Consider the following 13,043-nt stretch of genomic DNA (forward strand, 5'->3'; position numbering starts at 1 on the left):
CCAAGACGGGCAAGGTCATTTCATATGGCAGCTGGGATCAGGCAAGTCAAAGTTATCCTGAGGTTCCGTCGCCTACAGTAATGAATTACACAGCTAAACCTACTGTCGTTCCCTTAGCACTAGTTGGGCCAGACGATAAGGATAGTCTTGAAACGGTAACTTATACCAAAGATTCGGGTAACTCCAATCCGGGCAGTAATGGTGACACGAGTACGCCAACGCAGCCAACGACACCTACAAATCCAGCTCAGCCGGCAACACCGTCTCATCCGACGCAGCCAGTGAAACCAACCCCAAGTCAACCAGCAATGCCAACTGGAGATCATAATAATTCTAACAGTGGCAATAAGACGCCAGAAAGTAACGGTGCTGGCAATACCAGTTCAAGTGATAATAATAAGGACCACCACAAAGGTAAATCCGAGTCTAATAAAATCCGGCACAGCCATAAAAAATTGGTTGATAATAAACATTATGGAAATTTGAAAAAAGTCAACCGCAACAATAATCAATCAAGCAAAATAACCAGCTTGAATCAATCGGTTCCAGCTGCAGTTAATAATGATCTAGCTAATCCACCAAAGCAGGCAAATACTTTGCCGCAAACTGGGCAGGATAAACATGCAAGTGCAGCACTCATAGCCTTAGGCGGCTTAATGTTAATCGGTGCACTTGGTAGTGCATTCCTGGGTCACAGGAAAAGAGACTAATTAGTAAAAAATCAAGCAATATAAAAGCATCTAAATTTGAATTAATATGCGTAATTCATAAATTAGATGCTTTTTTGTGCTGCAAATTAGCTAATGAAAATACTAAACGACGTAGCGCTGAAGTCGTACCTGCTCGTCAGGCGTCAGCCGGACAGTGACGTGAATGCCATTAGCCTGGTAGTCTTCAGCCAGAACCTGGGCGTGTTCGTGCAGGTAGGAAAGGACCTTTCCTTTAGATAGCGGCAGGAGCATGTTCACCTTCTGGTAGTTGGCAAAGATGCGCTTGGTAATCAGATCAGCTAATTTTTTGATGGATGCGGAATCGGTGGCGGAGTAGATAATGCTGCTGCCCTCAATCTGCGGGTAGTTGCGGTCGGCTTTGTCAGCCTTGTTGTAGGCGGTAATCATCGGGATGTCCTTCACGCCGATTGCGCCCAGAACGGTTGTGGTAGTGCGAATCATCTGAATCATGTTGGGGTCGGAGGCATCAACCACGTTGATGAGCAGATCAGCATCTTTGACTTCCTGCAGCGTTGCCTTGAACGATTCAATCAGGTGGTGGGGCAGTTTGGAGATGAAGCCGACCGTGTCGGACAATATGAAGCTAAAGTTGTCGGTCAGCTCGATGCGGCGTACGCTGGTGTCAAGCGTTGCAAATAACATGTCCTTAACGAACACCCGCTTGGCGCTGCCTTCTGGTGAAAATTCTGCCAAGAGCCCGTTCATCGTCGTCGACTTGCCGGCGTTGGTGTAGCCCACCAGGGCGACCTTCGGAATGTGGTTCTGATTGCGCCTTTTGGCCTTAATTTCTTCCTGACCGGCAATGGTCCTGAGATCCTTTTTGATGGCGGATATCTGCTTACCGATGGTCCGACGGTTTAGTTCGAGCTTAGATTCACCGGCACCACGGTTGGCAAAACCGCCCCCGGTTGAGCCGCCGTTTCCGCGCTGTTGGTCGAGGCTATTTTCGGAGGGGTGCAGACGGGGCAATTCATACTGCAAGCGGGCAAGCTGAACCTGCAATTTGGCTTGTTTGGTGCGCGCACGGCTGGCAAAAATTTCGATGATCAGTTCAGTGCGGTCGATCACGCGCAGCTTGGTGATTTTTTCCAGATTGCGAATCTGGACGGGGGTCAACTCATCGTTTAGAACGAGTACCTTAGCCTGTAAGCCACGCGCCATGTCCTTGATCTCGTTGACTTTGCCGAGGCCGAAGTAGGTTGCGCTGACAACCTGCTCGGCGTTTTGGCGTGCCTGGCCCACGACTTCCATATTAGCGGCTGCGGTTAGGTTAGCCAGTTCAGTCATGTAATAGTCGAAGTTGGGATCATTTAAGTTGATGCCGGCAATATAGGCCTTGGGTTTGTGTAGGGTGTTATCGATCATTTAATCCTCTTTTCAAGCTAAATTTTAATAGCAGATGGTTCAAAGTTTTTGGTCTTAATAATTCACATAGGTCACAATTTTCTTTCTGTAGTTAATTAACCTAATTGTAATACAAATGCGTAAGTTTACAAAAGATAGCGATATGAAAAGAAACGTGCCGCTTTAAACGCGGCCATTTTTTTGCGTAAAACCATCGTAGTTGACCAGTTAAAAAAAGAAGTACGGCACTCATTATTATCTTTTAGGCAATACTAATATTTTTAGCCCAAGTGGCCATATCATCGTATGGTCACTTTTTGCTATTCTAATCGGCGCAAAAAGAGTATAATCTACTCTATTAAGGTACCTAACTAATTAATAGAGAAGGGAATTGGTCAAGATGACGCAAACGATGAGTTACCAAATGAACTCCAAAGTACAAAAAAGCCGCTGGTGGATACTGGTAGCGGTGGGGTTATTTACATTTATGTCGACGCTGGACGGGACGATTGTCAATATCGCCCTGCCGGTCATCAGCCGCGACCTGCACATTCCGATGAGTCAGTCCGAATGGGTTGTCTCGCTTTACCTGATTATTGTTTGCAGCTTTATCCTTTTTTTTGGCAAATTGAGTGATCTGCACGGCAAGATCAAGATTTTTCGTCTGGGCGCAGTCTTCTTCATCGCCGGCTCTCTTTTGTCTGGGTTCAAGGTTAATCTGCTCTTTTTGTTAATTGCACGGGCATTGCAGGCTATTGGTGCCGCGATGACAATGGCCACTAACAACGGCATCATCACGGAAGTCTTCCCGACCACTGAGCGGGGCAAAGCTCTGGGCACCATCGGTTCCTTCGTGGCGCTAGGCTCGATTGCAGGACCAGGGTTAGGTGGGGTGATTTTGAGCCATCTATCCTGGTCCTACATCTTCTGGCTTAACATTCCCGTCGGTCTGCTGGCCGTGGTTATCGGGGCCGTTTTTTTGCCTAAAGATATCACGTTTGCCAATGCACCGCTTGACCAGATGGGCTCTTTTAGTTTTGCTTTGGGCATGATTGCCCTCTTCGGCGGCATCTTCTTGGGCCAGCAGCTGGGCTTTACCGCTCTGCCGGTCTTGGTCATGCTGGCGGTTGGCATCTGCAGCTTCATCTGGTTTGTTAACGTTGAAAATCATGCATCTAACCCCTTGCTGCGCTTCAGTCTGTTTAAGAATCCGGATTTTTCCGTCAGCCTGCTGTGTGCCTTGTTAATTTTTATTACAAACTTTTTCTTCAACGTAGTCACACCCTTTTATCTGGAGAATGCCCGCCACCTCTCGCCCAAGGCAACCGGCTTCATCCTGATGATTCTGCCTGTCGTCCAGTTCGTTGCTGCGCCGATTGCCGGCACGCTCTCGGACAAAATTGGCCCCAAGCTGATTACGTTCGTGGGCTTGATGCTCTTGTTAGTCAGTCAGATTGGCTACACGATGTGCAGCCTGAATTCACCGCTCTGGCTCTATGTCATCAGTATCGCAATCATGGGACTGGGCAGCGGCATCTTCAGCTCACCCAATAATTCATTGGTAATGGGTTCAGTTGAGCAAAAGGATCTGGGGATTGCGGGCAGCATCAACTCGCTATCGCGGAATCTGGGCATGGTGATTGGTATTTCTAGTGCTACCACGGTGCTTTTTGCGGCGATGAGCAGCGCCAAGGGGGCACGGGTGACGGAATATTTGCCCCAGCAGCCAGAGATTTTCATCTATGGGATGCACGTCGTCTTTATTATCTCACTGCTGATTTGTCTAGTGACCGTAATTTTAAGCGGCTGGCGGTTATTTAAGAAGGATTAAATAAAATGGCGTACACTTCATAACAGTGACGCCGCTATTTTTGTTCAAGACGAGAAGCAACTGAAAGGCAGTTTCACCATCCGTCCTGAAAATATTTTTTGCTAATTGTTTCTTGTTTAGGGTCCATTAGGTATATGATAATGGTAATGGTAAACGCAATAAGGAGGTTTATCGATGGACCATAGAATTGTGACCTATCCCGCTATTTTTCGACCGTTAGAAAACGATCTGTACGTAATCAGCTTTCCCGATGTGAAGGGGGGAATCACGGAGGGCCAGGGATTGCGCGAATCGATGAAAATGGCAGCCGATACCCTCGCAAGCCGTTTGTATAATAAGACTAAATTGCCCCAGCCCAGTGAGATTGCCGCAATAAAGCTGCCTGTCGACGGTTCTTTCGTCGTACCAGTCTCAGCCGACCTCACGGAGGCTTCACGCGATCGCATCAATTACCGGATTTGACGAAAAAAAAGCACCCCATCATGGGGTGCTCTTTTTATTAACTTGTTCCAAAAACTAAATTTATAATTCTCGGGAACAACACTATTATAGTATATTAGAATGAAATTTGCTAACTTTTTAAATAATTTCTTAAAAGAGAAGTGGAGCAATCAATCATAGGGTTAACTTGTTTGCCATCAATGTTCTTTTTACTCCATCGAGATATTTTATAATATAAATTTCGTAATACCATACACGGTATTCAGCCGGGCTGCAACCGCCTAAAAATTGAAGGGAATTGACATCACCCGCGTTTAAGTGCTATTTTTTATTTGGTAGAAAGTTTGGAGTATGCTATGCAAACAATTGAGAGTTCTGTTTTGCGGGTAGCCGTCAATGAGGAGAATGCCAGGTTAATCAACCTTGTTTCCCAAAGTGATCAGGTTGACTACTTTAAAGACGGCGACGTACAGAAAAAGTTAACGGTTGCTTTTTGGGGCACTGATCAAAATAAAAACTGGGCTGACTTCTTGCCGTGGACAGTTGTTGACAAAGGTGACACGCGCGTCAGCTTGGCGATGATTGATGACGGAAAAAGCTATCAAAAGTTTCCGTATCATTTTGAAGTGATTCTGTCTTATATTCTAGAGGGCAATCACCTTGATGTTAAGTATTATTTGAAGAATAATTCACACAAGGAAATGCCATTTTCCTTGGCGTTGACCATACCGATTCTGACAGGGTGGTCAAAAGCTGAAAACGTGAATGAAGTGAAGTTAACGGGCAAAGGTGCGGTTTTGAAGGTAGCCTCGTCAAGCCTTGACTTGGCGCTCGAAAACGACCGGGTTACTGCTAGTGTCAATAATTCAGTGCTGAAGAGTGATGAGAGCAGTGAATTTGCACTGACCCTGGCACTTGGCTAAACAATTTAACGATTTTAATAAGATATTGTGGACAAACCGGCAATGGTTTGCTTTTTTGTTATAATATGCTCATTGTAATTAATATTGGTAAACTTGGTAGATAAGAATATGGTTCATAACGATAATCATCCGCATAAAAGTCGGGTTGAAGTTCACGTACGGGACTACAAGAAGAAAAGGCGCCGTTTAGCCTGGATACTGAGTTTTTTTGCTCTTACTATTGTGGCACTCATTGTTTATTCCGCGTATGTTTATTTTCGAACTAAGAATGCGGTCGATGGCACCTATGACAGCAGCAATTACGTTCAGATTAAAAACGGTGAGTTCAACGGCAAGAAAAAATTTGCGGTTCTGCTAATGGGAACTGATACGGGCGCACTTGACCGGACTGAAAAAATTGGTAATACTGATACGATTATTATTGCTGTGGTTAATCCGCAAAAGCAGCGCTATACGCTCATGTCGGTGCCGCGTGACACGATGGCGCAGATGGTCGGAGCGGAAGATTTTCAGATAGAGAAGATCAACGCAGCTTACCCAATCGGCGGGGCCGCGATGACGCTGGCCAGCGTGTCTAAGCTTGTTAACGTGCCGCTCAAGTACTACGCTTTAGTCAACATGAAGGGGATAATGCGCCTGATTCGCTGCGTTGGCGGGATTAATGTCAGACCAACGCTCAGTTTTGAGTACGGCGGCTATATTTTTAAAAAGAACCGGCTGACTCACATGGGCGGTAGCGGCGCCTTGGCATACTCGCGGATGCGTTACGATGATCCCCAGGGTGACTATGGCCGTCAGAAGCGGCAGCGCCAGGTAATTACCACCCTGATTAAGAAGGCGATTTCGCTTAATACGTTGATGCAGTTAGACTCGATTTTGAATGCAATTTCTGGTAATGTAAAAACCAACCTGCCGTTCAGTGCACTGCAGCAGATTGCATTTAATTACCGGGACACGGCCAAGAACGTCAAAAGCGATTACCTTCACGGGCACAACGCGTTAGTGGACGGCGCATCCTACCAGGTCCAGCCCACCAAGGAATTGCAGCGGGTTTCTGACTACCTGCGTACGGAGCTTGGACTGCCAACCGAAGTAATCGATAATAATGAAACCTATCAGAACAAGCGAAATAAGGTTCAGGGCTTTGACTTTACTAATCCGGATATGCAGGATTATCACCTTTATCCAGATTATGAAAGACAGATTATCCAGGAAAGTGGCGGGGACGGTAAATGATAAGACTGCTTGCGGGCCCGAATTGATTTTACTTTGCCATGCCGGAAAAAGTTGGATCACTTGCTATAGTCAAAGTTAGATAACAACATTTTTAGTGGGGATATGTACTAGAAATATGAATAAAAATAAAAAAATATCGAGAATTGTTCAAGTTATTTGTCTGTTAGTTGCGGCGCTTTTCATGCTGGTCCAAATGTTCAGCTTGAAGGGGATCGCAGCGCGGGCGCACTACTCCTTCATTCGCTTTTTGCCCAACATGATGCATAATGCGACCTTAGTGATTGTGCCAATGATTTTTGGGGCCGTTTATAGCAGAAGAAAGCAAGCTGTAAGTGAAAGTTTCAAGTACTGGCTGCTGGCGATGGCCACCTTAATCGTGTACTATGTCCTCTTCTTCTTTAAGGTTCCAGCGCGCTTCAATATGTGGCGCGTGTGGGGGATGCTCTTCCCAATTATTACTAGTACCTCTGTACTATTTGCTGGGTTGTTTTTCAGTTTGTTGGTTCAGCCGCGCCTCTACGACCTGCTCCACCAGCTAACTGCAAAGCAGAATCTATTGGTATTAAGCATGCTCACGCTCTTGGGCTTTGCCCTGAGTGCGGGAAATCTTTCATTTCAGTATTCTCTTTACGGCCTCTATCTGGTGCTCTTCTTTGCGTGGGGCATGTTCTTGGCTCAGGTGCACATCGGTGGCCAGCTGCTAGCGCTTTCTCTTTTTAGTGGCTTAGCTTCATTTGTTATCGTTGTAATCGGTGTATCTGGCTTTGACGCTGTTTACTGGTCACAGATTATTTCTGGAAACGGCGGTGGTGACTGGAACCGGGAGTTTTTGAACAACCCGTCTTCACCATTCATGTTCTTGCTGGTTGCAGCCATTTTTCTCCTGTTTAAGCGGGTCATCATGGCCTTTACCAAGCGGGACATGCGCTTCTTCATCCCGGTGATCATGTTTATGGATGCGCCCATCTCGCCGCGTTTCATGAGCGCATTTCGCTTTACCGGCTCATCGACTGTTAACAAGCTGATTTTGATTATTATCATGCTTGTGGTTGCCTGCGTCTGGGACTTTGTGCTTGAGCGCTACCTGTTTAGGGTTAAGCCGTTCAAGAAGATCATCAATTACCTGGACCACGAGTCTAACTTGGCCTGCATCTGTGAGAAGGCCTGGGAGCACTTTAGCCGGTTTGTTGTTGCCAACCGCGTCAACCTGCTCACCTGGGCGTGGTTCTACGTGCTGAGTTTTGGGGCCTTCCTAATTGAGTCGGATAACCTCCGTATTCAGATTAGTACGGCTGCAACAATCAACGCAATCGTCTACCTGCTGGGAACCAAGTTCTTCGCGATTGTCTTGACGACAATTTTCCTGGATGCCCTGTTCTCGATCTTTTACTTCATTACCACGCGCTACTGGACCTCCAACGTATTGGTCAGCCTGATTGCCATCGGCTGGGCCGTTGCCAACAAGATTAAGCTACTGCTCCGTGGCGAGCCGATTTATCCCACTGAAATAAGCGAGATTGTCAACTGGAGAACGCTCCTGCCTATGGTAGGCAAGACCACGGTCATTGCCATTTTGGTCGCAATCGTTGTCGTAATCATTCTGGATATTTTCCTGGAACGTAAGGTTGCGGTTAAAAAGCAGGGCTCCTGGAAGCGGCGCGGCCTTTGGGCCTTGCTCAGTCTGCTGCTCTTCATGACGCCGCTGCGCTTTAACCATGATGGCGGCATGATCTACCACATTAACCGGGGCTTTGACAACCGGCAGCGGTTCCGGAATCCCGAGCGTGATATTCAGGTTAACGGTCCGGTGCTCAACTTCTTGAACTACATCGACCTGCAGATTATGGATCAGCCGGAGGGCTACTCCGAGGCCAACATCAAGCAATTGAACGACAAGTATGCCAAGGTTGCTGCACGGATTAACAAGCATAGAAAGAACGACCTGCGTGACCAGACGATTGTCTTTAACTTGAGTGAGAGTTTTGTTGATCCAAGCACATTCCCGACGATCAAATTTGACCGTGACGTCCCTAACCCGGTTAAGTTCATTGAGTCGATGAAGTCGCGCTCTTCGTATGGCAATATGCTCAGTGCTGGTTACGGCGGCGGCACGGCCAATATGGAGTGGGAGACGCTGACGGGACTCAACATGGGGTTGTTCAAGTCAACGTTGACCCCATATGTTCAGGTTGTGCCTAACTATGATTTTTACCCCACGATTGGGATGAACTTTGATTACAAGTCGGCTGTTCATCCGTTTATTGGTACTTACTACTCGCGGCGTGAGGACTATCACCGCTTTAAGTTTGATAAGTTTGTTTATGCCGGGTCGAAGTATAAGATTATTGACCAAAAGAAGCTGGGCAAGAGCGGCTACAATTCCGACTTTACGACCTATGCCAACGGCTTGAATCAGATTAATGCCCGCAAGGGCGGCCAGTTCATCAATCTGATCTCTATTCAGAATCACATGCCGTACAACAACTGGTATCCGAATAATGAGTACATGGGCAAGATTTCCGGCAAGCTATTCACCTCGCCAGCGGTTCGGGAACAGATGGCGACGTACGTCAAGGGCACGCAGTACACCGATAAGGCGGTTAAGCAGTTTATCGGACAGATTGACAAGATCAATAAGCCAATCACGCTAGTCTTCTATGGTGACCACTACCCAAGCATTATTTCGCAGAATTACACTTCGAAGTATCCGGTGCAGATGCACTCAACGCGTTATTTCATTTATTCCAATAAATATGCTCGTCAGCACGGTGCCAAGATGCGCCTGCCACGCAAGGCCAACCAATTTGTCAGTTCTAGCGACTTTATCGCAATGATGCTGCAGCAGACTGACTCAAAGGTCACGCCGTACCAGGCCTTACTGACGGAAGTACACAAGAAGTTGCCGGCAATTACGATTAACTTTGATGGTGACCAAGGCTTCGAGTTAATCGGGCGCAAGGGCCAAGTGATTGATCCGAAGTACTTGACTTCGAAGCAGCAGGAATTACTTGCCGACTACGAAAGGGTGCAATACGACATGACGGCGGGCAAGGCCTATGGTCTGCAGATCAAGGGCTTCTACAAGTAAAAAGGCAGTTGACTAAATATAAAAAAGTTAGTATTATTGATAGTAATAATTTAAGTAGCGATTCGATTCAGCGTACAGAGAACTAGTGGCAGGTGTGAACTAGACAGGTCGAAAATAGCGAATTACAGTGGGGTAGTTCCCGTAAAGACTGCTGTTAAGACGTTTTTAAAACGCGAACGTGGGTGGTACCACGGCTAAAAAAGAGATTTAGTCGTCCCTAGATTCTTAATTGAATCTAGGGACTTTTTTATTGGAGGAAGAAATGGCAAATTTTGATATTTTGGCGGACTTAAAGTGGCGTGGTGCGATTAATCAGCAAACCGATGAAGCGGGGCTGGCCAAGTACCTGCAAGAGCACGATGACTTGGCCCTGTACTGCGGGACTGATCCCACAGGCGACTCGCTGCACATCGGTCACCTCATTCCCTTCATGATTCTGAAAAGATTTCAGTTGGCTGGCTACCACCCGGTAATCGTGATTGGTGGTGGTACGGGTACAATTGGTGACCCTTCCGGGCGCAAGTCTGAGCGGACCCTGCTTGGTGCTGCGAAACTTCACGCAAATGAACTGGCGTTAACCCAGCAAATGGAAAAATTGTTTGGCACTGAAAACTTTGAAATCATTAACAATGCCGAGTGGTTGGACCAGATTAGTCTGATTGACTTCTTGCGTGATTACGGCAAGCATTTTCAGATCAACAACATGCTGAATAAGGACGTTGTAGCCAGCCGGCTTGAAAACGGCATCTCCTTCACTGAATTTTCCTACCAGATTCTGCAGGCCATTGATTTTTACCGGCTCAATAAGGAGCATGGCGTGCAAATGCAAATCGGGGGCAGCGATCAGTGGGGTAACATCACGGCCGGCATCGACCTGATTCATAAACTAGCTGGCGCAGACCGGCAGGTCTTTGGCCTGACTATTCCGCTCATGCTCAAAGCCGACGGCACCAAGTTCGGCAAGTCAGCCGGTGGTGCGGTCTGGCTCGACCCGAAAAAGACGAGCCCGTACGAGTTCTACCAGTTCTGGATCAACCAGGATGACCGCGACGTCGTCAAATACCTGAAGTACTTCACCTTCCTAAGCCACGCGGAAATCGACGCGCTGGAAGCGCAGGTCAAGGAGGAGCCCTGGAAGCGCACCGCACAGAAAACCCTGGCCAAAGAGGTCACTAAGTTTGTCCATGGTGACGAGGGCCTGCGTGAGGCTGAAATGATTACGAATGCACTGTTTTCCGGCGACATTAAGGACCTGACGGTCAGCCAGATCGAGCAGGGCCTCAAGAGCGCACCGGCAGCCACAGCAGACAGCACCAAGAAAAACATCGTTGACTTCCTGGTTGCTACCAAGATTGAATCGTCCAAACGGCAGGCCCGCGAAGACGTCGAGAACGGGGCCATTTACGTCAACGGCGACCGCCAGCAGTCGGTTGACTTTGAGGTTGAGCCGGGTGCGGCCTTTGATGGCAAGTACGTCATCATCCGCAAGGGCAAGCGGAAGTATACATTGGTCAAGATTATGGACTAGTCGTCTGATTGGGGGCTGTGCCAGGCCTTTTTAGTAGAATAGTTGATATTGGAGGAATAATAATGCGTGCACGCGTGGTAATGTATAATCCTGAAACAGACGCGGTGCTACTCATCCGCCGGGTGAAGGACGGGCGCGACTATTGGGTAGTTCCGGGCGGCGGCGCCAAGGAGGGCGAAACGCCGCGGCAAACCGCGGTGCGTGAGGTTGATGAGGAATTAGCGGTCAAGTTGCTACCGGCCGACCTGCATATTTTGGGCGAACTTGACGAAGGCGAGCGGGTGCTGTTTTTTGGCATTAAGGTTGACCTAGTGCACACGCCGGCAATTCACGGCGAGGAAAAAGCGCGTGCCAGTCGGGCTAACGTCTATGAACCCACGTGGGTTGCAAGTGCGGCGCTAACCCGAATAAACCTAATGCCACCCGCCCTTGCCGGTAAGATTTTGCCGGCTGTCGCACATGAATTTTTCAAGTGAAACATTAATTTTATTTTAGATTGACAAAATAAATGAGCGCAATCATAATTGGTTTTTAACAACGATTTTATCAGCAAGATTATTGCAATTCAGGAGGACGATTATGAATAAGCAGGTGCTAGTTACCACCACGGAGGAAATACCCGGCAAGGATTATGAGATAATTGGCGAGGTCTTCGGCTTGACGACCCAGTCCAAGAACATGTTCAAGGACCTTGGGGCGGGCCTGAAGTCCATGATTGGTGGGGAGATTCGCAGCTACACGAAGATGCTGGAAGAATCACGTCAGCAGGCCCTTGAGCGCTTACGGGATGCGGCCGCAGAGGTAGGCGGCGATGCAGTGGTGATGATGCGCTTTGATTCTGGTTCAATCGCCGGCGACATGCAGTCGGTTGTGGCTTACGGCACCGCCGTTAGGTATCGTCCAAGCGCAGAATAATAATTCATAGTAAAAAAGTACCCGCTGCCTCTGAGCGGGTACTTTTTTGTGCTAAAATTAACTTGCCGCTTTAGCTCAGGAGGTAGAGCACCGCCGTGGTAAGGAGGAGGTCCCCAGTTCAAATCTGGGAAGCGGCTTAACGTAGATTTACTAAGTATTACTAACCTTGGTGAAACGTTAATATTGAAATATTAGCAATGATGCGCGTAGGGAAACTATTAAACATACTGTAAGAAATAACTGATAATGTTTATTACAAAGGGTGTTAGAAAGTTGATAATGAATATATGGAAAATAATTATTATAAATTTAATGTTGAGAGGATAATCTGTATTCTACAAAGAGATGAATATTCCTATGAAGACTTTGTTGAATATTTAAAAGAAAAATATAAAAAAATAGAAATAAAAACACCGTATTTTCAAAAAGAATCATATTTCAATTATTTTCATAACAAAAATAACGAAAAAACAGGAAATGTCAAAGTAAATATAACTAGGGGTGGAGACATTAAACCCAATAATAATATTAGAGGAGGAAAGTGTGGATTAGAAATACACCATGTAGCTGAAGATAAATTTACTAATTTAAACAAAGTAACAACTATTTATAATCAATTTAAAGACTTAGAACTCTGTTATGGCTTTGAATACCAATTACCAAGTAATTTGGTTTATTGCAATGTAGTAGAGCATGCAGTGCTGCACCTATTTATTATTAAAAAAATCAATCAGCAAAATTTGAAAATCGATACAAAAAGAACTTGTGGTTGTGAAGGTTATGAGTCACTTAAAGGCAAAATTTTTAAATGGTATGTAAAAGGGAATACCAATCTGAAAAATAAAAGTATAAATCAAAATTTTTATAATGCATGTAAAATGACAAAAAATGAAGCAGAAAGGTTACTAAACGAATTTAATGAATTCGTTAAATGTAATTGTCATAATTTATCTTGTAATAAAAGCTAGCTGTCATTAGTAAATTTATCAATTTCATAGTTTAAAAA

At 46.2% G+C, this 13,043-nt stretch carries 11 protein-coding genes and 1 tRNA gene; 11 read left to right on the forward strand and 1 reads right to left on the reverse strand.

Annotation, left to right across the window (positions count from 1 at the left end):
• Window positions 1–710, forward strand: a 710-nt coding sequence (locus AC2JF6_RS04160) for a mucin-binding protein (protein ID WP_500729521.1), incomplete at its 5' end; no start/stop codon positions are given.
• Between the two features lie 102 nt (window positions 711–812).
• Here the strand turns inward: AC2JF6_RS04160 and hflX are convergent.
• A complete protein-coding gene (gene hflX, locus AC2JF6_RS04165) occupies window positions 813–2,096 on the reverse strand; it encodes a GTPase HflX (RefSeq protein ID WP_500729522.1) in 1,284 nt (427 codons plus the stop codon).
• 379 nt (window positions 2,097–2,475) lie between these two features.
• On the opposite strand from hflX, the gene AC2JF6_RS04170 reads away from it, so the two are divergent.
• From AC2JF6_RS04170 to AC2JF6_RS04215, 10 genes are all read left to right on the forward strand, one after another.
• Complete coding sequence (locus AC2JF6_RS04170; protein WP_500729523.1) at window positions 2,476–3,906, forward strand: MFS transporter; 1,431 nt, start codon at window positions 2,476–2,478, stop codon at window positions 3,904–3,906.
• A 174-nt stretch (window positions 3,907–4,080) separates the two neighbouring features.
• Window positions 4,081–4,368, forward strand: coding sequence for a type II toxin-antitoxin system HicB family antitoxin (locus AC2JF6_RS04175; protein WP_500729524.1), 288 nt, complete (start codon window positions 4,081–4,083; stop codon window positions 4,366–4,368).
• Window positions 4,369–4,703: 335 nt separating this feature from the next.
• On the forward strand, window positions 4,704–5,270 hold the full coding sequence (locus AC2JF6_RS04180; RefSeq protein WP_500729525.1) for an aldose epimerase family protein: 567 nt from the start codon (window positions 4,704–4,706) through the stop codon (window positions 5,268–5,270).
• Window positions 5,271–5,378: 108 nt separating this feature from the next.
• Complete coding sequence (locus tag AC2JF6_RS04185; RefSeq protein ID WP_500729526.1) at window positions 5,379–6,506, forward strand: LCP family glycopolymer transferase; 1,128 nt, start codon at window positions 5,379–5,381, stop codon at window positions 6,504–6,506.
• Between the two features lie 115 nt (window positions 6,507–6,621).
• Entirely contained in the window at window positions 6,622–9,594 is a 2,973-nt protein-coding gene (locus tag AC2JF6_RS04190) for an LTA synthase family protein (RefSeq protein WP_500729527.1), read from the forward strand.
• Between the two features lie 262 nt (window positions 9,595–9,856).
• On the forward strand, window positions 9,857–11,122 hold the full coding sequence (tyrS, locus tag AC2JF6_RS04195) for a tyrosine--tRNA ligase (RefSeq protein WP_500729528.1): 1,266 nt from the start codon (window positions 9,857–9,859) through the stop codon (window positions 11,120–11,122).
• A 62-nt stretch (window positions 11,123–11,184) separates the two neighbouring features.
• Window positions 11,185–11,598: an NUDIX domain-containing protein gene (locus AC2JF6_RS04200; RefSeq protein ID WP_500729529.1), complete on the forward strand. Its 414-nt coding sequence runs from the start codon at window positions 11,185–11,187 to the stop codon at window positions 11,596–11,598.
• Between the two features lie 103 nt (window positions 11,599–11,701).
• A complete protein-coding gene (locus AC2JF6_RS04205) occupies window positions 11,702–12,037 on the forward strand; it encodes a heavy metal-binding domain-containing protein (RefSeq protein WP_500729530.1) in 336 nt (111 codons plus the stop codon).
• A 64-nt stretch (window positions 12,038–12,101) separates the two neighbouring features.
• Window positions 12,102–12,174 (forward strand) — tRNA-Thr (locus AC2JF6_RS04210).
• A gap of 150 nt (window positions 12,175–12,324) precedes the next feature.
• Window positions 12,325–13,005: an SAV1803-related protein gene (locus AC2JF6_RS04215; RefSeq protein ID WP_500729531.1), complete on the forward strand. Its 681-nt coding sequence runs from the start codon at window positions 12,325–12,327 to the stop codon at window positions 13,003–13,005.
• Window positions 13,006–13,043: the final 38 nt, after the last annotated feature.

The sequence above is a fragment of the Lactobacillus sp. XV13L genome, from assembly GCF_059900875.1.

Coding starts and splice junctions, on each gene's coding strand:
- hflX (WP_500729522.1), bottom strand. CDS start 2,096: ATGATCGATAACACCCTACACAAACCCAAGGCCTATATTGCCGGCATC.
- AC2JF6_RS04170 (WP_500729523.1), top strand. CDS start 2,476: ATGACGCAAACGATGAGTTACCAAATGAACTCCAAAGTACAAAAAAGC.
- AC2JF6_RS04175 (WP_500729524.1), top strand. CDS start 4,081: ATGGACCATAGAATTGTGACCTATCCCGCTATTTTTCGACCGTTAGAA.
- AC2JF6_RS04180 (WP_500729525.1), top strand. CDS start 4,704: ATGCAAACAATTGAGAGTTCTGTTTTGCGGGTAGCCGTCAATGAGGAG.
- AC2JF6_RS04185 (WP_500729526.1), top strand. CDS start 5,379: ATGGTTCATAACGATAATCATCCGCATAAAAGTCGGGTTGAAGTTCAC.
- AC2JF6_RS04190 (WP_500729527.1), top strand. CDS start 6,622: ATGAATAAAAATAAAAAAATATCGAGAATTGTTCAAGTTATTTGTCTG.
- tyrS (WP_500729528.1), top strand. CDS start 9,857: ATGGCAAATTTTGATATTTTGGCGGACTTAAAGTGGCGTGGTGCGATT.
- AC2JF6_RS04200 (WP_500729529.1), top strand. CDS start 11,185: ATGCGTGCACGCGTGGTAATGTATAATCCTGAAACAGACGCGGTGCTA.
- AC2JF6_RS04205 (WP_500729530.1), top strand. CDS start 11,702: ATGAATAAGCAGGTGCTAGTTACCACCACGGAGGAAATACCCGGCAAG.
- AC2JF6_RS04215 (WP_500729531.1), top strand. CDS start 12,325: ATGGAAAATAATTATTATAAATTTAATGTTGAGAGGATAATCTGTATT.